At 48.5% G+C, this 19,689-nt stretch carries 20 protein-coding genes; 2 read left to right on the plus strand and 18 right to left on the minus strand.

All coding sequences use genetic code 11. The features are described 5' to 3' along the window. Nucleotides 1–23: 23 nt before the first annotated feature. Nucleotides 24–1,754, minus strand: coding sequence for a serine hydrolase (locus FH871_RS06515; RefSeq protein WP_138990529.1), 1,731 nt, complete (start codon nucleotides 1,752–1,754; stop codon nucleotides 24–26). 207 nt (nucleotides 1,755–1,961) lie between these two features. On the opposite strand from FH871_RS06515, the gene FH871_RS06520 reads away from it, so the two are divergent. Together FH871_RS06520 and FH871_RS06525 are read left to right on the plus strand one after the other, a co-directional pair. Beyond that, nucleotides 1,962–2,867, plus strand: coding sequence for an AraC family transcriptional regulator (locus tag FH871_RS06520; protein WP_138990530.1), 906 nt, complete (start codon nucleotides 1,962–1,964; stop codon nucleotides 2,865–2,867). A 102-nt stretch (nucleotides 2,868–2,969) separates the two neighbouring features. Continuing rightward, nucleotides 2,970–3,734 carry an SDR family NAD(P)-dependent oxidoreductase gene (locus tag FH871_RS06525; RefSeq protein WP_138990531.1) on the plus strand — a complete coding sequence of 255 codons (765 nt, stop codon included), beginning with the start codon at nucleotides 2,970–2,972 and terminating at the stop codon, nucleotides 3,732–3,734. A gap of 232 nt (nucleotides 3,735–3,966) precedes the next feature. On the opposite strand, the gene FH871_RS06530 is transcribed toward FH871_RS06525, so the two are convergent. The 17 genes from FH871_RS06530 to FH871_RS06610 form a co-directional block, all read right to left on the minus strand. Beyond that, nucleotides 3,967–4,434 (minus strand): DUF4375 domain-containing protein, encoded by a 468-nt coding sequence (locus tag FH871_RS06530; RefSeq protein WP_138990532.1) that lies wholly within the window; start codon nucleotides 4,432–4,434, stop codon nucleotides 3,967–3,969. Between the two features lie 66 nt (nucleotides 4,435–4,500). After that, nucleotides 4,501–5,130: a hypothetical protein gene (locus FH871_RS06535; protein ID WP_138990533.1), complete on the minus strand. Its 630-nt coding sequence runs from the start codon at nucleotides 5,128–5,130 to the stop codon at nucleotides 4,501–4,503. Between the two features lie 2 nt (nucleotides 5,131–5,132). Beyond that, entirely contained in the window at nucleotides 5,133–6,080 is a 948-nt protein-coding gene (locus FH871_RS06540; protein ID WP_171062776.1) for an MBL fold metallo-hydrolase, read from the minus strand. 142 nt (nucleotides 6,081–6,222) lie between these two features. After that, complete coding sequence (locus FH871_RS06545; RefSeq protein WP_138990535.1) at nucleotides 6,223–7,041, minus strand: helix-turn-helix domain-containing protein; 819 nt, start codon at nucleotides 7,039–7,041, stop codon at nucleotides 6,223–6,225. A gap of 308 nt (nucleotides 7,042–7,349) precedes the next feature. After that, nucleotides 7,350–8,078, minus strand: a complete 729-nt coding sequence (locus tag FH871_RS06550; RefSeq protein WP_138990536.1) for an SDR family NAD(P)-dependent oxidoreductase — start codon at nucleotides 8,076–8,078, stop codon at nucleotides 7,350–7,352. A gap of 19 nt (nucleotides 8,079–8,097) precedes the next feature. Beyond that, on the minus strand, nucleotides 8,098–9,093 hold the full coding sequence (locus FH871_RS06555) for an SDR family NAD(P)-dependent oxidoreductase (protein ID WP_138990537.1): 996 nt from the start codon (nucleotides 9,091–9,093) through the stop codon (nucleotides 8,098–8,100). Between the two features lie 129 nt (nucleotides 9,094–9,222). Then, nucleotides 9,223–9,567 (minus strand): nuclear transport factor 2 family protein, encoded by a 345-nt coding sequence (locus FH871_RS06560; protein ID WP_138990538.1) that lies wholly within the window; start codon nucleotides 9,565–9,567, stop codon nucleotides 9,223–9,225. A gap of 38 nt (nucleotides 9,568–9,605) precedes the next feature. Then, nucleotides 9,606–10,367 (minus strand): type I methionyl aminopeptidase, encoded by a 762-nt coding sequence (map, locus tag FH871_RS06565; RefSeq protein WP_138990539.1) that lies wholly within the window; start codon nucleotides 10,365–10,367, stop codon nucleotides 9,606–9,608. Nucleotides 10,368–10,541: 174 nt separating this feature from the next. Continuing rightward, entirely contained in the window at nucleotides 10,542–11,621 is a 1,080-nt protein-coding gene (locus FH871_RS06570; RefSeq protein ID WP_138990540.1) for a glycoside hydrolase family 43 protein, read from the minus strand. Nucleotides 11,622–11,685: 64 nt separating this feature from the next. Further along, nucleotides 11,686–12,594: an AraC family transcriptional regulator gene (locus tag FH871_RS06575; protein WP_138990541.1), complete on the minus strand. Its 909-nt coding sequence runs from the start codon at nucleotides 12,592–12,594 to the stop codon at nucleotides 11,686–11,688. Between the two features lie 16 nt (nucleotides 12,595–12,610). Then, the gene (locus tag FH871_RS06580; protein WP_138990542.1) at nucleotides 12,611–12,955 is read right to left on the minus strand and encodes a hypothetical protein; all 345 of its coding nucleotides are present in this window, start codon (nucleotides 12,953–12,955) and stop codon (nucleotides 12,611–12,613) included. Nucleotides 12,956–13,071: 116 nt separating this feature from the next. Further along, a complete protein-coding gene (locus FH871_RS06585; RefSeq protein WP_138990544.1) occupies nucleotides 13,072–13,848 on the minus strand; it encodes an SDR family oxidoreductase in 777 nt (258 codons plus the stop codon). 86 nt (nucleotides 13,849–13,934) lie between these two features. Next, complete coding sequence (locus tag FH871_RS06590; RefSeq protein WP_229317100.1) at nucleotides 13,935–14,576, minus strand: hypothetical protein; 642 nt, start codon at nucleotides 14,574–14,576, stop codon at nucleotides 13,935–13,937. Nucleotides 14,577–14,618: 42 nt separating this feature from the next. Beyond that, nucleotides 14,619–14,966, minus strand: a complete 348-nt coding sequence (locus tag FH871_RS06595; RefSeq protein ID WP_138990546.1) for a DUF3024 domain-containing protein — start codon at nucleotides 14,964–14,966, stop codon at nucleotides 14,619–14,621. Nucleotides 14,967–15,224: 258 nt separating this feature from the next. Then, a complete protein-coding gene (locus tag FH871_RS06600) occupies nucleotides 15,225–16,346 on the minus strand; it encodes an acyltransferase family protein (protein WP_171062777.1) in 1,122 nt (373 codons plus the stop codon). Nucleotides 16,347–17,155: 809 nt separating this feature from the next. Beyond that, complete coding sequence (locus FH871_RS06605) at nucleotides 17,156–18,133, minus strand: serine hydrolase (protein ID WP_171062778.1); 978 nt, start codon at nucleotides 18,131–18,133, stop codon at nucleotides 17,156–17,158. Nucleotides 18,134–18,312: 179 nt separating this feature from the next. Continuing rightward, nucleotides 18,313–19,617, minus strand: coding sequence for an amidohydrolase family protein (locus FH871_RS06610; protein ID WP_138990551.1), 1,305 nt, complete (start codon nucleotides 19,615–19,617; stop codon nucleotides 18,313–18,315). Nucleotides 19,618–19,689: the final 72 nt, after the last annotated feature.

Raw genomic sequence — 19,689 nt, forward strand, 5'->3', positions numbered from 1 at the left:
GGGTTACATCTCTAAACAATCATTTAAGGTATGCGCTTGCCCGGAATGTCGCGTCCGTTCTGGTGAAGCACCAGTTGCGTCACCTGCCCTTTTTCGTCCTTCACGAACGTCACCTGCGCCGGCACCACCTTGAGATAAAACTTGGTTTCCGATTCCGGAAAAAGCTCAAAACGGTCCTGACCGGTGGCCTGCGCAAACAGTTGCGTGGCCGTCCGGGTCACGGTAATGCTGAAAGTCGGCGCCAGCTCGTATTTACCGACGTATTTTTCGAGGATTTCGGCCGACACCGTCGCATCCTTCGGACCGGCTACCTTTTCGCCCAGCGTTTTCAGCACTTCAACGCCGTTGGTGTTGCGCGGATTCAGTTCCACCGACTTCTTATAATCCTTGATAGCCAGCTCTTTATCGCCGTTTTTCAGGTATGCTTCGCCCCGGCTGTCATACACATTGGACGACTGGGGATACGCTTCCACATTGAGATTGAAAACCGCCAGGGCTTCCTTCATTTTGCCTTCCCGCATTAAATCGTAGCCCAATTCGTTCATTTCGTCTTCGTTCAGTGAATAGGCTTTGTCCGTTTTTAACTGTACAAATTGCTGGAGGGCTTTTTCCAGCGATGCCGTCGCGAGGGTTTGCCGGAGCGCCGTCGCGATGGATTTTTTCGGTTTCTCATAGGGCTGGTCGTACAGGATGTTCAGGATATTGGCCTGGATGGCCCCCAAAACCGTTCCGCCGGTATTATTCAGTAAAATAACCGTGTGTTTGTCGTTGGGAATCCGGGTGAACTGGGTATTGAACCCGTTGATGCCTCCGCCGTGCGAAACGATCAGAACGCTGTCTTTCCGCTGGCCGATCTTCGCGTTACCCACGCCCCAACCGTAGGCATAATGCGCCAGTGCGGGCGTAAAAAGAGCCTTTTTTGAAGCCGCTGAGAGCAATTGATCCGTATACAAAAGCTGATCCCAGCGATACAGATCCTCCACAGTCGAATACAGCGACCCGGCGGCATACGGAATCGTCATGTCCAGGTAGGGCGCATTGACATAACCGCCCCCCCGTTTTTCGTAGGCTGCCGCCCTTTTGGGCAGAATCGGACCGGGCAAATCATAGCCCGTATCCTTCAGTTTCGCCGGGTTGAGAATACCCTCCTGCAAAACCGTCGCGTACGGTTTGCCGGTTACTTTTTCAATGAGAACGCCCAGCAGAAAATAGCCGGAATTGCTGTAGGAAAATTTGGAACCGGGTTCAAAATCCAGCGGCAGATCGGAGAACTTCTTCACAAACGCTTCGGGCGCGTACGGGTCGCGGCTCATGGTTTCAAAAAACCGGGGGAAATTGGTATAGTTCGGAATGCCCGACGTATGTGTAAGCAGGTGGTGAACGGTTATTTTATCGCCGGTGGCTTTGGGATAATCGGGCAGGTAAGTCGTGATTTTCTCACTGACTTTCAATTTCCCCTGATCGACCAGTTGCATGATGAGAAAGGCCGTGAACTGCTTGGTGACCGACCCCAGCCGGAATTTGGTATCGGGCGTGTTCGGAATGTTCCACTCCATGTTGGCCATACCGTAGCCTTTCTTCACAATCACCTTGCCGTTTTCGGCTACCAGCACCGTTCCGTTGAACTGTCGGTTTTCGGCGTACTGGCGCATGAGTTCCTCTATTTTCTCCGCCTTTTTCTGGGCGAAAGCGTACGGAACCATCAAAATCGTGAGGACAACGGGAAGGATTCGGGAGGTAAATCGTGTGTTCATGAGCTTGTTGGGAAACGGTTAAAATGAAGGAGGAAGGTCGCTGACGGAGCGATTGCCAAATCTACTCCATTCTGTTTGAATTTGACAAAGTTACTCCACGGATGGTAAGCCTTTTACCCCAAATAACACCCGGCAAAAACCAACCGGTTGGGCCAAAAAAGTCTCCGACAACTTTTGTACATTTGAATTTCGCAAACCAGCGCTCCCATGACAACCACCACACTGGAAGGATTTTATAACGAAATTGCTTCGTTAGTCCCGGAAGGAATCGGCAAAGAGATTGGTCATTTCAATGTTTTCAAAATCGACGAGGTCGCGGCTCAGCTCAAAGTAAAACCGGTGATGCCCTACAACCGGCGTGCTTATTACAAAATCAGCCACATCAGCGGCCGGAACAAAGCCGAATACGCGGATAAAGTAATCCACATCGAAAAGAATGCGTTGCTCTTTGCCACGCCAAAAATACCGTATCACTGGGTTCCGCAGGACGAAAACCAGTCCGGTCACTTCTGCATTTTCACGGCCGATTTTCTGGTTCAGACCAAAAGCGGGGTGGTGTTGGACGATCTCCCGATCTTTCAGCCCGGCGGTTATCCCATCTTTCAGCTTACCGACGAAGCGTCGGAAGACATCGCGTATATCTTCCGCAAGATGTACAAGGAACTGGCCTCCAATTATGCCTTTAAATACGATCTACTGCGTAATTACGTCCTCGAACTGATTCATTACGGACAAAAGTTGCAACCCGAAACCGCCCTCTATCCGTCGCACACGGCCTCGGCCCGGGTGTCGTCTTTGTTCATCGAACTCCTGGAACGGCAGTTTCCGATCGAATCTCCGCACCAGAAACTCAACCTGCGCACGGCCAGGGATTATGCCGAACGGCTGGCGGTTCACGTCAATCACCTGAACAAAGTGCTGAAAGAAAGTACCGGCAAAACCACCACCGACCTCATCAGCAGCCGGATCGTTCAGGAAGCCAAGATCCTGTTGAAGCAAACCGACTGGAACATTTCCGAGATTGCGTATTCGCTGGGATTCGAGGAAGTGGCTCACTTCTCTAATTTTTTTAAAAAACAGACCACCTTCGCCCCCATCGCTTTTCGGTCCTGACAACCCTGATTTGAATTTTGCAAAGGATGGATTGATGCTTGCAAACCGTACCCGGCGCTGGCCCGCTACTTTTGTTTCAGTCAATTGAAACAAAAAACAACCATGAAATCACAACATAAAATAGCCCTGGTAACGGGCGGTAGCCGGGGATTGGGGAAAAACATGGCCCTGCGTCTGGCCCAACAAGGAATCGATGTCATTTTGACTTACAACCACAAAAAAGAAGAAGCCCTGGCGGTGGTGGCCGAAATTGAACAATCCGGTCGGACAGCGGCCGCCCTGCAACTCAATACCGGCGACGTCAAAAGCTTCGACGGTTTTTTCACCGACTTATCGGCGGTTTTGCAAGACACGTTCAAAACGGATCACTTCGATTTTTTAATCAACAATGCCGGTATTGGACTCTACGGCTCGTTTGCCGAAACGACGGAAGAAGCCTTCGATCAATTGATGAACATCCACTTCAAAGGCGTCTATTTTCTGACCCAAAAAGCGTTGCCCCTGATCCAGGACGGTGGCCGGATTATCAACCTGTCGACGGGGCTGGCCCGGTTCAGCCTGCCCGGTTATTCGGCTTATGCGTCCATGAAAGGGGCCATCGAGGTGCTGACGCGCTACCTGGCGAAGGAGTTGGGCGCACGCGGCATTGGCGTCAATACCGTAGCACCGGGAGCCATCGAAACCGATTTCGGCGGTGGCGTGACGCGCGACAACCCGCAGGTCAATCAGCACATTGCCGGTCTAACCGCCCTGGGCCGGGTTGGACTTCCGGACGACATTGGCGGGGTTGTGGCCTTCCTCTGTTCGGAAGAAGCCCGGTGGATCAACGCCCAGCGAATTGAAGTGTCGGGCGGTCAGAATCTTTGAGGGGATCGGGATACGTTACCCTGAATATCCGTGTAGGAAACGGGGTTGATAGAAGCGAGATATAAATACAGAATTTCAAATAATAAATGATGAATACTAAATGTAAAAGTGTTTCAATACAGCCTCCTTTTATATTCAGCATTCATCATTTATTATTTGAAATTTACCAGCCTCAATAGGACGAGATCCAGACCCGCTTCCCCGCTTCAAAACCGACAAAAGATGCGTAGGATCAGGATCCGTCTTCCCGCGTTTTCAGTCCAATTACACTCAGCTTGGTTTCGATGTGCAGAAGCAGCCGGTTTTCTAACGCTTTTTCTTTCTCGTAAAACAATTTATCGAGTCGATCCAATAAGTTATCATATTTCCCTTCGGGCCAATGGTCAATCACCTCGTTTCGTTCTTCAATGTCTTTCGATGGTTGTCCGCCCGGAAATAAGGTGTTGACCCGTACCAAGAGATCGGCGATGTCCGGAAAACCGAGTGTGTGCAGATCCTGAACGGTTTCCTGATTATAGTCGGCGTCGGAATTGTAATAGTGGCTGATTAACCCACCGTTATCCACCGCCCCGATCAGCGACTCAATCGTAAACCAAATTCGCTCATCTGCTGACAGCGAATCGATGTCTTCCAATCCTTTTTCAAACAGTTTTTCCCGGTCTTGATGGAAGTCTGCCAGCGTTTTATGGGTTGCTTTCATTTTACAGTATGACTTTTGCTTACTAGCCTTTGCCCTGAGGTTTTATAGGAATGCGGAATCGTGTTCCTATAAAAACCCTTTCAGCGTTACAATCACATTGATGCCATTGGGAAATGTTTTTTGGATCGGCAGCTCCCCCGTTGAAACCGTAGACGAATAGGCGATGGGCCGGTTGCTGAAGATGGGCCGATAACCGATTCCGAAGCCGACCAGGGTGGTCGTGTTGAGTCGGTATTCGGTGTTGAGGACGGGTTCAATCGCCACATAATTGACTTGCCTGCTCGTAAAGTTCCGGTCTTTCAAATCATACTTTAGAAAGCCCCAACCCAGGAAGAGTTCCAGGCTGGATGCGAATCGAGCGCTTTTCAGGAAATAATACGCGAGTTCCGTCCCTACTCCATTGATAAACAGGCGGGGTTGTTTATCAAATCCGTCGAGGTTAGCCGGGGCTCTGAAACGCGTCAGATAAAACGAGTGGTAAATCGAAAGCGAAGCCTGAAACCGGTCGTTGACGGCCCGACCTACTTTGACCCCACTCAGCATCGTCGGCTGATCCTGTAACTGCGTAAACCGCAGCGGCAGAACAATAAACCATTTTTTATCTTTTTGAATCCGATCCTGTCCGTAGCTGGACATGGAAGCGCCGACGAAAAAAACACAGATTAACCGACGTGCTTTTTGAGATAGTGATTTCATGCTTAGACCAGAAAAGGTTCTCCCAACGCTAAAAACCTGAGCTGATTCTTGATTTTGCCTTCCGCGTAAAGATTTTTCAACACCGTTTCGGGTTCTCCCATCGGTTCATCGGCAGAGTCAAACGTTCCGTAATGAAAAGGAATGAATGTCTTCGCCCCCGTGGCATGAAAAGCCTCGACGGCCTTGTAGGGGTCTTGATGATGCTGTCCCATAAACCACGTTGGCGAATAAGCCCCCGCGCCGATCAAAGCCACATCGATGGCCGGGAAAAGCGCACCAATGGATTTAAAATGTGAACCATGGCCTGAATCGCCCCCGTAGTAGACGGTTTTAGATTCGGATTGAATCATAAATCCACCCCAAAGGCTGGTGTTGACATCAAAAGGGCTTCTGTTCGCCCAATGCCGGGACGGTAAAAACGTAATTTTCAAAGTGTCAGTATGTTGATACTGCTGATACCAACCCGCCGATTGAATCGGGTTCGTCACCCATTTGGCCACGAGTTCATTGAGCTTCAACCCCACCAGGAACCGGGCTTGCGGATTATTACGCGCGATGGTTTTGATACTGTCTTTATTGCAGTGGTCGTAATGTGCGTGGGAAACCAATACATAATCGATGTTCTGGAATTTTTCCGGCTCCACAGGCAACTCCGAATAGCGTTTCACAACCGGCAACTTCCCGAAAACAGGGTCAATCAGGATCCGAATACCGGATAGCTGTATAAAAAAACTCGCGTGCCCCAGCCACACAATTTTATCGGATGCATCCGAAAGCCAATCTTCTTTTTTACGAACGGTTATTCGCCAGGTATCCTGTTTTTTCGCTTCCCGCTGCGGATTTCTTTCCAGCATAAACTTAAGGACGGCGCTGTAACTAATTACGGTTGGATATTCGTAGTTGATAAACAAACCATGCTGGTCCAAAGGCGTGCCTAACCAATCCGGCATCAGGGTTGGTAAGGCCGGATTGGAGGTGTAACTTTTGATGGTTGGTATGTTTCTTTTTGCAAAAAAACGCTTGAGGATCAATAGCAATGCTGTTACCATTTTTTCTGAAAATTACTGGTGACGACTCCTTACGCATAATCGGTTAGTGACTTGCAGCTTGCCCCAGCAAGGTGGTCGGCGCATACCCAAAATGCTTTTTAAAGGCATACGAAAAGTGCGACAGGTTTTCGAACCCCACTTCGTAGCAAACATCGATCGGTTTCTTCTTTTTTTCTATAAACTGGTAGTGCGCCAGTTCCAGCCGCTTTTGGGTAAGCCACCGCTGCGGTGTGGCGTTGAACGCTTTGCCAAAATCCCGTTTGAAGGTCGTCAGGCTGCGGCCCGTCAGGTAGCCGAATTTTTCCAGCGGCAAATTGAACATAAAGTTTTTTTCCATGTAGCTGACCAGATCGATTTTACCGGGTTCCTCGAAATTGGCCAATACGGAATCGATTCCCGGGTCGATTGCCCGGAGAATGTGGATGGCTTCGGTGATTTTCAACGCGGCAATCGTTTCGGGAAGATCCGCCATGTCGAAATACGGAACCAGGGAAGCCAGACAACTTTCCAGCAACGGGTGATTGTTGAACCCATAGATTTTCTGCGATTCCGAAGCGCTGGGTTTCACCGGCAGGTTGGCGTAAAAATCCCGGAGCCTGGTGGTCGTCAAATGCATGACGACGGTTTTGTGCGGCTGGCCGTCTTTCGGATAATTAATGATCGTTGCCAGTTGATTTCTGGGTATTAAAAAGATATCGCCTTTCCTAAAAAAGTAAGTAGCATCGGCCTGCACAATTTTGGTTTCCCCGGAAATGAACCAGATCAGCATGTGGTGGTCGAACAGGATGTCCGACTTGAAAAACCGATCCTCGTACCAGGAAAGTTTGATGTCGTCGGTGATGTATTTCGCCTGATAATCCATGTTTTATTTGCTTTAATTGGATGAAATATCTGATCCATTCCCGTAGGGAATAAACAGCGCAGGAGCGGTAGGCCAATTCGGTTATCCCGTATTCCGACGTGCCGTGAGGCACGCAACATTGTATACCTGGCGGTCGCGTACCTCACGGCACGCTGGAACAATGGGTAATCCTTTTCTACCGCTCCGGCGGCCCGGCGACGCTCCGCTGTTGAGCCCCCGACGGGGCAGCAAACGAATCGGTTATTTAAAGAGTTTAAATAATAGGAAATTGAATACTACAAAAAATAATATAACCAAAACGTTGCTGGCTATACGGACTGTCCGCCGTCGATCAAAAAATTCGAACCGGTGATATAGGCGGATTCGTCACTGGATAAATACGCAATCAAATCCGCTACCTCCTCAGCCTTGCCTAATCTTGACAACGGGATACTGTTGACCAGTTGCTTTTCCAACTGATCGTCCAGGCCAATTTTATGCATAATTTCTGTAGCGATCGGCCCCGGACTTACGGTATTGACCCGAATTTTCCGGGATGCCAGTTCGAGCGCGGCAATTTTGGCAACTGCATTGATGGCGGCTTTACTTGCCGCATAGACCGATGCACTTGGCGGGGAAATGGTGGCCGATGTGGACGATAACAACACCACGGATGCGTTGTCATTCAGAACAGGAATAAATTTACTCAGCGTAAAATAGGCTCCCTTGAAATTTACATTCATGATTTCGTCGAACATCGTTTCAGTCATCTGTTCAATGGGCGCAAACTTGGAGATGCCTGCATTGATGAGCAAAATATCGATTTTACCACATTGTTCGGCCACATCCGCTACCAGCCGGTCTATGTCGGCTAAACTGGATTGATCAGCCAGTAAACCGGTCACCTGTAAGGCGGTTGCCGCCTGTTCAACCGCTTCTTTTCGTCTACCGGTGATAATGACGTTGGCCCCTTTTCCATGGAGTGTTTTTGCGGTGGCATAGCCGATACCGCTGTTGCCGCCCGTGATGACGGCAACTTTATCTTTTAAAGTTTTCATTGTACGGTTTTTAATCTGATTAGTTGATCTCGAAGGTGATTCCGGTCATTGCCTCGCTCCAGGTCCACAGGCGTTTTGCATAGGCTTCGTCCACGGCGTAGCGTTTTACACCCGTTGACATTTCCGTGTCGGAAGCCAGCCCGGCCACCTCGACATCTTCGCAGTATACCCCGCCGACCGCATCGAGCAAGGGGCTGGTGGCGCACCAAACCGTCGTGGCCGCGCCCTGGGGAATGGTTTTGAGGGAAGCAGCGACTTCCGGCAGCATATTCCCGTCGGCATCCAGAAATCCCATTTGCTGAAACAGCTCCAGAGGGGCTTCCCGGCCTAATTCCGTGCCGCCGATTGAACCGGGGTGCAACGAATAGGCCCGAACGTGGAAGGCACTGGCCCGGTTGTCGAGTTCAAGGGCGAATAGATTGCTGGCGGTTTTCGATTGCCCGTAGGCTTGCAGCGTTTCGTAGTCCCGGTTCAGAAAATTGGGGTCATCGAAATCGAAGGGCGCGAATTGATGCCCGTGCGAGGACACGTTGATCACGCGGGCGCCATTGGCTTTTTTGAGGGCGGGCCATAGCCGGGCCGTAAGCTGAAATGGCGCCAGATAATTGGTTGCCAGTTGCGATTCGATACCCCGGCTATCCCGGCGCAGCGGCACCCACATGATGCCCGCATTGTTGATGAGCAGATGAAGCGGCCGACCCGATGCCCGGAATTTTTCAGCAAAGGCGTCGATGGAAGCCGGAGACATTAGATCCATCGTTTCCAGTTCGACGCGGGGAATGCCGGCCAGATTTCTCTTTGCTTTTTCGGTGTCCCGCGCCGGAACGATGACTGTGGCTCCGGCGGCTGCCAGTGTTTTGGTGGTTTCCAGACCGATGCCGGTGTTCCCCCCGGTTACGATGGCGATTTTGCCGGTCAGGTCAATCCCTTTGATGACGTCGCTGGTTGTGGAGGTAGCGTTGAATCCTGAACCGATCGGCTGCTGCAACGCGCCCTGATCATTTGTTTGTCCCATGATTTAAAACCGTTTATTTGTTTTTGTTGGGACAAAATTAGGCAGGGTGGTTCTGAGCGACTTTGTTTAAACGTCCGAATATACTTTGTTTAAAAGGCCGGTGGTTTTTCCAGGGTTCTTTCAGCTTCTCTACGGTTTGATGACAAACGCTTTTAACTCGTCCATTAAACCGTCTCGAAATCGCCAGACGTCGCAGTAGTCATAGAGGGCGGTTTTTCCATCGTCGTCCTTCAGGCTGATTTTGCCAATGGCGGTCACATAATCGCCCTCGGCAATGAAGGTTTCGACCCTGAATTTTGGCGGTTCCGCGTAGGCCGTTGCCATCCATTCTCGAACGGCTTCCTTGCCTTTCAACGTCCTGTCGCCCACAAAGATCCATACGGTCTCTTCTGTGCAATGCGACAGAAAACCTTCATGGTCGCCCTGGGTGATCGCTGCGTTTGCCTTTTCCAGAGTTGCTTTGTTGTTCTCCATGCTGCGGCTATTTTAGATTCAAGGATCTTTGGGCTTTTCTACCAAATTTCATTCATTTCGGTCAGCACCAGCGGTTTGCCGTCCGTAACCACAATGGTATGCTCGTGTTGGGCCATAAAACCGCCCTTGTTTCCAACCATCGTCCAGCCGTCCTGCTGGGTTTCGGCATAGGTGGAAATCGTTGAAATGAAGGTTTCAATGGCAACGACCGAATTTTTCTTGAATCGGGTCGGATTCGAGCGGTCCCGGTAATTCGCTATTTCGCGGGGTTCTTCGTGCAGGCTTCTTCCGATGCCGTGTCCCGTCAAATTTTTGATGACTTTGTACCCCCGTTTTTTGGCTTCCGTTTCGATCAAATGTCCGATGTCGGCAACGCGAACCCCGCCTTTGATCGTGTAGATGGCTTTCTGCAAAATCTGCTTCGATGCGTCGATCAGCTTCTGGTGTTGGTTGACATCTTCGCCCAGTACAAAGGAACCGCCGTTGTCCGACCAGAAACCGTTCAGCTCGGCAGAAACATCGATATTCACCAAATCACCCTCTTTCAGGATGGTGTTGTCGGACGGAAGACCGTGGCAAAACGCATGGTTCACGCTGATGCAGGTCCAACCGGGAAATTTGTAGGTTAAATAGGGGGCTGATTTTGCCCCAAAATCAGCGAGGATGGAGGCTCCGTAGTCGTCCAGTTGTTTGGTGGTCATACCGGGTTGCGCATAGTTTCGCATCGCCTTCAAGGTGTAAGCCACCGCTTCACTGGCTTTCTGCATTCCGATGAGTTCCGCTTCTTTCGTTATTGACATCGTCGTTTGATTGTTTTTACTCGCTCGTCATAGCCTGACCCCTACCTCCTAACTAGACGAAGTTTGGGTTGGTTTCCTTCGGCCAGACAAAAGGCAAACTTGCTAACAAAAAAGGAGCCCCATTCCCGAAGCTCCCTCAAGTATAAAAAAACCGTTTCACATTCCATTCCATTGCTAGTTTTTACCGGCATACGCCTTCCGCAAGGTCTCGGCTTCCGCGGCTGTTACGAGTGAAACACAGCCGTGCCGCGCTTCCGACGGAAAACTGACGTCTTCTTCCACCGTCCAGTGAATCAAATCCGGCGAAGACGAAGCGCCAAAGCGGTTTGTCATGCAATAATCGTATAGCAATAACCAGCCGGGTTTACGGGGATCTTCCATGACGGTGGGGCCTTCGGTGATGACCGGAACGATCTGCCCTTTGTTCATCGGGCCTTCCACCACGGTATAAGGCCCTTCCAGGTGCTTCGAGGTGGCCACCCGAATCGCCCTGCGCTCACCGGTTTTGGCCCCAAATTCTTCTTCTTTGTGGTAGAGGTAATAGGTGCCCTGGTGTTCCAGCAAGGTGCCGTCGATCACGGAATAGGGCGGTTCAAACAGGACTTTGGCCGGGGTGAAGGTCTTCCAGTCGCGCGTCCGGCAATACCAGAGCCGACTCTCCTTCCAGCCCGCATCCTGATAGGACGACGACCAGAACAGGACATATTCCCCGGTTTTGGTATCATAAAACCATTCGGGTGCCCAAATGTTGCGGGCCAGTGCGCCGGACGCATTCCGCACGTCCTTCATCAACGGCAACGGCCCTTCCACCTGCCAGTGAATCAGATCCTTTGACGTGGCATAGAGACAACTTGGCCCTAGTTTCTCCCGGTCTTTGCCACCCCCGCCGGTGGTCAAAACGCGCCAAAGCCCGTCTGGCCCCCGCCGAACATACGGGTCGCGCATGGGTTGCTCCCAGACGGGATTGTTGTCGTTCAACGGCGTCCAGTGACGCCCATCCGTCGACAAAGCGATGTGCAGTTTGTTGATCAGCATCGGGTTTTCCAGCGGCACCTCCACGGTTTTTCCCTGCGCATCGATCTCAATCCGGGTCGGATACCGCTGCCGGAAGTAGGTTAGCATCCAGACCTTTTGATCTTTCCTGGTGTTGAGGGGTTGGTCGATTCCAAAACCGTCGGAGGTAGCTTTTTTTTCAGGTTGTGGCAACGCTCCCGACAGGGAGAGCAACAGGGTTAACCATCCGATAAATGTCATAACTGCGTTATTTTTGGCCAAAAATAAGGGATATTTCCGTCAAAGTAAGCCGGGCTTTTGTCAATCAATTAAACGAAGCCCTGAATTCCAGGGGGCTTTGCTTTGTTTTTGTCTTGAATAATTTGCTGAACGACTGCGAATGTTCGAACCCCAATTCATAAGCGATTTCACTGACCGACAATTCGGTCGTGGAGAGTTTTTCTTTGGCTTTCCCGATCAGTTTTTCGTGGATATGCTGCTGGGTCGTCAGCCCGGTAAGTTGTTTCAGCAAACTGCCTAAATATTTGCTGGAAATGTTGAGACGATCCGCAACGTATTGCACGGTGGGCAACCCTTTCGAGAGCAATTCTTCCCGGTTAAAATAGTCGTCCAATGCGTCTTCCAATCGCGTTAAAATCCGGCTGTTGGTCACTTTACGGGTGATGAACTGGCGTTCATAAAACCGCTCGGCATATGTAAACAGGAGTTCTAACTGGGCAATGATGACGTCCTGGCTAAATTTGTCGATCGGTGCGTTGTACTCCTGTTTAATGTTGTCGATGATTCCGTTCATCAACGTTTCCTCCCGATCGGAAAGAAACAACGCTTCGTTGGTGGCGTATCCAAAATAGTCGTACTTCTTTATTTTTTTAGCCAGGGACGTATTCCATAAAAAGTCGGGATGGATAAACAGCATCCAGCCCTGGAGGTTGGGCGGACGACCGTTTTCTTCACCCCGCAGAATCTGTCCGGGGGCCATAAACGCCATCAGGCCTTCGTCAAAATCGTATTTCTGCTGCCCGTACAACAGGTTGTCGCAGCCCCGTTTCAGCGATACGGCGTAGAAGTCAAAAATAACCGCCTGTATATCAGCATGATTTTTAAATTGAGACACATCCACCACACTGATCAGCGGATGATGCGGTTTTTCAAGTCCCGTTAAGCGATGCCCTTCCGAGATGGTTTTTATTCGGCGTGGCGTTGTATTCGACATCGTGCAAAAGTGGTTTTTAAAATTTTAACGGATACTTCAGCCAAATCAGCAACAAGGGGATGGCCAGAAACGGAATTTCCAGCAAGGCCATTTTATAATCCCCCGCCCGCAACGCCAATGCCATGATCAGAACAATGGAAAAGGCGTTGAGCAAATTGGCCGCGAAAAAGGTCTGTGGGAACAGCAATAACAAACCCGCTGCGATGGAAGCCACCCCAAAATAAGGTAAAACGGCTTGGGAAATACCCAGGGTTGCCATCATTTTTGCCTGTTCGGCATTACCGGGTTGGAAGGCGTCCCACCCGTGTTTGATACCCAAAAAAGCAGAAACCAGAAGAAGAATTAGGCTGATGATTTTCATTTTTTTTAAGCTGTTTAAGTCTATGTTTTATTGACAGGAACACGAATTGGCGCAGATTAAAATCCGTTTAAATCGGTTCAATCCGTCGAATCCGCGTTCCTGTCCGAAGCAAAAAATCATTTTCCGTACATCGTCGAAGCGCCCATTTTGCCAGCTTGTGCGATTAAAAACCGGGGCGCAATGCGGCTCATCACCCGCATGACTTTCGCCAGTCCCGGATAGATTTCGTCCTTATCATTTTCCATGCCTTTGAGGGCGGCATCCACAATTTTTTCGGGGGCCATCAGGGCGCTGGCACTAAATCCGTCTTCGTTCCTGAATTTATCATTCAAGGGTGTGGAACTTCCCGGCGCCACCAATTCGATCACCTGAATGTCCGTGTTTTTGAGTTGTACCCGTAAAGCCTGTGTATACGCCCGCAGCCCCGACTTACTGCCACTGTAAATGGGTGAAATCGGAAAAGGCGACAGCGCAATGCCCGAGGTGACATTCACGATGGCCGCATTTTTCTGTTTTTTCAGGTGGGGCAGAAATTGTTGTACCATGCGGATGGGTCCCATCAGGTTGATTTCAATTTCGCGGGTGATATCGGTCAGTTCGTGTGGCTGGTGCAGACTGATTTTCCGCATTTCACCGGCATTGTTGATGATGATATTCAGGGCGGGAAATTGCTGGGTTACCTGCTTATACAACCTGATGATGTCGTCGGCATTGCTCACATCGCTCTGCATGGTGTGGACGGCTGGCAGTTGGCGTTTCGTTTCCTGCAATTTTTCCGCGTTCCGGCCGGTGATGATGACGGTGTTGCCCAGCGCAAGCAATCTGGCGGCAAATTCGATGCCGAAACCGCTGGTTCCGCCGGTCACTAAAATGGTGTTGTTCTGTAAGTTCATTGTTCTGATCGTTTGTTGCTGCAAAGTTCAGCAGGGATCAGAAAACCGCTGTAGCCAAAAGTCGCAATGTTGTAGCTGAAAGGGCGTTACCGGTTTGTCGTCGGCATGGTTTGCCCATCCGGTTTACGTTGCATGAAGTCTTCCTTTTGGGTAAAATACTCCATTCCTAAAACCAGCAGCGTTGAACCGATGAACGATACCTTCTGCATGATGGCCAACAATCCCCAATCACCGGAACCGTATAAGTAGAGGGTATAGTAAAAAATCAACAGGCAGATGACACAGGCGAATTTTAAGACGTGACGTTTTGACTTTAGAATAAACACCGTGCAATAAAAAAGACCCAGTAACGACAACGTACTCGATACCATAACCATCACGTCGTGCAAGGAAGTGACGATCAAGACATCCAACGCGATGGTGGCAATCCCTACGGATTTTAAAACCGTAGCCGCATGGCGATCCGTCATCTTTTTTGACATATTGATAAAGAAAATCCCAGACCCAACCGAGTGGAATGCCACACCAAGAATGGCCCAAATTCGGGACGGATTCTCGGAACCGTTGATTGCTTTTTCCCCAAACAGATTGCTGATGAAGTTTTTAGTCCAGTCAAATCCGACCGAATTTTTATCAAACAAGGAACCTCCGGGATAAAGCAAGGTTGCTGTGATAATTAAGATCACCGAAATGACGATGCAGAGTAAGACGGCATGTTTCTTAATCATTTTCGTTTTAAGTTTGTAGCGGTGCACCGTATCTATAGTTTTCTATCCTTTAAAGCACTGATAATCGTCTTTGTCAACAATTTCCAAAAATTCTTTTAATGTTGAAACTTCTGGCATTGGTTCGTATGCATACCAGTTGAGATTTGCTCGCAGCCAAAATATTTTCCAAACATTTTTACTTTTAATAAAAGTCGCCTTTGCATAACCGTGTTCAGCAGACTCAACGGGATTATTCCAAATGGAGCGAATCTCAGTAAGTATCACACTTTGGCCTTCTATTCGGTAACTCAAGTCCAACTGCTTCCTGATGTTTTCCGGAGGACGAACTTTTTCTATGTAGTTCTCCATAATTTCAATGATGTCAACAGTTTTTAAGATGTCAATTGCCATTACGAATTCATTTACTAAGGAGACTACCTACGATTTCAGCTAACGTCCAGGGCTAGCTGCTGTGCTGGTATTTTATAACTGTCAGCCCGGAACTGAAGCCCGATAAAATTACTGATGTTCAAGATAAGAACTGAAGCAGAATTACGTCTGCCCGAACTGCTGCCGATAGCGAACAAAAGATGAGGATTTATTCGTCAGCCAGCATAGCAGCATACCCCATGTTAGTGGCAGGGCTTCGTCGAGCTTTGCTTTACTTATTCAAATTACCCGCTTCACTAAGGGTATTTTACGAATTAGGCCCACTAGTATGTAGGAAAATACAATACTTAAAAAGCAGGCTAAAATATATTTAACAGGTGTGTTCAGTGTTAAAAATTCCAGCATAATAGTAACACCAACTACAACTGCAGAATGAAAAATATAAACGCCGTATCTGTTGTCTCTCATTAGTGATGATACAAAATTTGTGAAGTTGAATTTTTTCTTGAAAAGATGAAGAAAAAAACCAGAGAAGCCAAAGCACAAAAAAACCTGGGCTAATGAAAGAGATACAGATTCCCAAGTAATGCCCAATACAAATTTATTAACTATAGATGGGTACTTTGAAAGCAGGTAAATAATTAAACTAAAGTAAGTGGCTGCAATAATTGAAATAGGAAACCACGTTATTGACAATTTTCTGGAAAGATCATCAAGCCACCCTTTTCGATAAACCAATAGTCCGATTACATACATGAAAATATAAGGAGTAATATTGGAAATCTCTATGCCGATAAAATTTTCTCCCAGTGGAAAAAATTGCCGCACTAATAATGTAAGACCGCTGCACAGAACAATAACAGTCAATATATTTACATGTGTGGGAATTTTATCTGACAGAGATTTTGAAATGGAAAAACGCGGTTTTATAAATTTCCAATAACCAATATATACCAACTCAAAAATTATCAACACAAGGATAAACCACACATGAGAAGTATATGGTTTAGCATTTTGTTGTAACAAATAACTAAACCATGATAACTGAGTTGTGCCGTTATAAATTTCAATAAAATATAAAACACTTGGTGCAAAAATAATCATGACAAATAACAGAGGTATCGCCAATCGTATTAATCTTGTTTGTATAAATTTTGATACTCCTTTTTTCTCCAATGATGGAATAGTTAAGAAAGCGGAAATGAAAAAGAAAAGGCCCATTGAAAAGGATGCCTCTACTCCGGTTAATGCCGAAATGAAAATTTGAGTTGTACCAGTAAGTTTTTGTGATGTAACATAGCACCAGCCACCCATTGTCCCATAACCAATGCTAACATGATGGAGTACAACAAGGGCAGATAAGAATATCATAAGATTATCTAAATAATAAAGTCGCTTCACTTGCTACATCTAATTTTGATAATGAGTTGGGTGTTTCATAGCCTTGCCACTAACTTATAGATAGACGAAGGTTTTGTGTAACAATATGAATTTACACCATTTTCATTTTAGACGTACATAAAACCAATAAATAACTTATTATCAAATACTTACATAAAATATTCTTAACGTTTAAGTGCGAAAAAATACAAAATGCGAAATCTACAAAAATCCCTAACGTCACTAATACTACAAAAAATTCTCCTAACTTTCCAATATCCGACTCTCTATACATCTCACAATTTACGTGGTACAACCGCTTGTGTTTGTCATTCAGATTGAGGTGACGGCCTTAAACATACGTTTTTGGTTCGTATTTACCGCAAATCGTCTTTCGAAACCACCAACGTCACGCATTTACCTTTTTCGATTGCGCCCACCACCTTGTTTATGCCACAAACCATTCCCAACTATTTCGTCAGCCTTAATTTTAACGCGAAAAACGGGATTATTCCTTTGCCTACCAGCTGTTTAAGTGCCAGCGGCACGAAATGTTACTAGCAAATGGGTATTCATGAGCACTCCTTGCGTGCCGGAGGTACGCGACCACGCTGCCAATGGTTGCGTTCCTCCGGCACGCCGGGAGGGCTCAACGCACCGGTTTGCTACAAACATTCGACCCCTCTGGGGCCTATGATCTCGCATGGTTCGTGTTCATTTAGGTTTTTCTCGGCCCTTAAGAATCGATATGCCGTTTGGAAAACTGGTAGGCTAACACGCCTTACTCTTACGTTTCACAACTTTCACAAAACCGTTTGCTGGTAGCCGCGCTATTTCTTGGTAAAATGGGGTAAAATGTATTTGACCAGGATATCAAAAGGTAGTTTTGATTTGGCAGAATTGTAACTATTGCCCGTGAAGGTTACCACCAAATCCAGATCTCTGATCACCATAATGTACTGCCCGCCATTCCCGGAAGCAAAAACAACCGTGTACTTCCATTGATCCGTTTTTATTGCTTCCGTATACCAGGCATACCCATAATAAGTAGGTTGCGGAATAGCGGTTTTATTTCTGGAAAACCGCACGTTTGAAAAGTCTTCAATTTTTATACAACTTTCTGTCATTTTTTTAACCCATTGCCCGGAAACAATTCGTTTACCATTATAAACGCCGTCATTTAAAACCACCTGCCCAATTTTGTTCATATCGCCCGGAGAAATGTAAAAAGAACCCGCCGTCGTTTCGTGACCAAGCGGATCTTTTGTCCACCTGTACTGGGTAATTCCCAACGGTTTGAACAGATACTGATCGGCAAACTCCGAAACCGACCTATGGGAAGCATGCGCAAGGATGCCGCCCAATAGCATGGCATTGATCGACGTATAATCCCACTTCGTCCCCGGTTTGTTTTTTAAGGGCAGATCCAGGCAAAATTTTATCCAGTCCTGCGTATTCTCCATGTCGTCTTCACAATCTTTGCTTCCATCCCATTCTTCGCAGTCAAAACCGGATTTCATTTCCAGCAAATGCTCAATGGTCATGCTGTCTTTTAAACTAGTCCAGTTTCCGTAGGGCTTATACTCCGGGAAAAAAGGATATACTTTTTGATGGACATTTTTAATAAATCCTTTGTCGATCGCAATGCCAATCAAGAGTGCTGTCACGGACTTCAAAGCAGAACGCGTATCGTGCAGACCGCCCTTCCGTAACCCATGCAGATAGGTTTCAAAAACAAGTTTGCCACCTTGGGTTATGGTAACGCCTTCCAGGTTGGGATAGGTGCCATTGTTCGCTGCAATCGTCATGCTATCCAGGAGGCTGGCAGCCCTTCGTTGCGCAGTTCCGGGACCGCATAAGAATAGGAGTACAACCAGCGTTGCGAATTGTTTCATGAAGTATCAGTTAGGTGAGTTTCACTTGGCGAACTTTGCAATAAAAAAAGGAGCCCAATCCCTCGGGCTCCCAATTATAAGCAAAAGCAAGGTTATTTCCCTAAATCCGGCTGTCCATACTTCTCGCGGTACATGTGGTACAACCGCTTGTGTTTGTCGTCCAGATTGATGTGACGGCCCTGGATATACGCGTGTTCGATCACGTTGGTGCGCATGTCCAGCAAATCGCCTTTCGACACCACCAGCGTTGCGTGTTTACCCTTTTCGAGCGTGCCCACCACATTGTCGATGCCCATGATTTTGGCGGTCGTGGACGTGATCATTTTCAGCGCGTCCTCTTTGTCGATGCCCCCGAAACCGGCGGCTGTTCCGGCCTGAAACGGTAGGTTTCGCGTCCGCCAGTAGGCTCCGTCGTAGCTCAGGCTGACCGCAATACCAGCTTTCTGGAGCATTCCCGGCAGTTTATACGGCAGATACACATCCTCGTCCTGGAGGTTGGGCAGGCGGTGCATCGGCCCCAGAATCACGGCGACGTTGTTCTCTTTCAGAAAATCGATCACCCGACCGGCGTCTTCTCCGCCCACAATCACCGGTTTCCGAATGCCCATCTGCTTCGCAAATTTGATGGCTTCGATGATGTCCTTGCCGTAATCGGCCCGGATGTACAGGTTTTTCGTGCCGTCGAACAGGCCCTTCATCGACTCAAACTTGAGGTTTTTCGGAGCCGGATTTTTCAGGGCGGCATAGGCCACCGCGTCGGCAAAGGTCGCTTTCAGGGCGTTGATGCTTTCCTGCCGCTGTTCGTTCTTTTTCAGACTGACCGAAAAATCCTCGAAATCAAAGCTGCGGGCGAAATACCCCGGCCAGGTCAGCCAGATACCGTCGTCGGCTTTCAGCACGGCATCTTCCCAGTTCCAGGCGTCGGACTGCACCACGGACGAGCTCCCCGAAATGACCCCGCCCATCGGCATCACCTGCGTCAGCAGCAGGCCGTTGTTTCGGATGGTCGGAATCACCTCCGAATCGGTGTTGTAGGCAATCAACGACCGGATGTTCGGGTTGATAAAACCGGTTTCCTGAAAATCGACCGTGGCCCGAACCGCACTGATTTCCTGCAACCCCACCGTCGAAGCGGGCGAAATGATGCTCGGATAGACGTGTTTTCCGGCCACATTGATCACTTCCGCGCCGTTGGTGGGCGTGTTGCCGTCGCCGACGGCCGTAATGATCCCCTTGTCGAACAGGATCACCCCGTTGTTGATCACCTGCCCGTTGCCGACGTGAATCGTCGCACCCGTCAGGGCAATGGCCCGCGTCTGTGGCCCCGCCGGAGCCGGGTTCTGGGCAAAACCGCTGAGCGAGGCCAGCAGGAGTATGGAGAGTGTTAGCTGTTTCATTTTCTTGTTAGAAGTGTGCGATGCGACAAGAGAAAGAGACTTTTCAAGCCATTCGATCAAAATCTTTCTTCT

The organism is Larkinella sp. C7, from assembly GCF_006149005.1.
Classification (GTDB): Bacteria; Bacteroidota; Bacteroidia; order Cytophagales; family Spirosomataceae; genus Larkinella.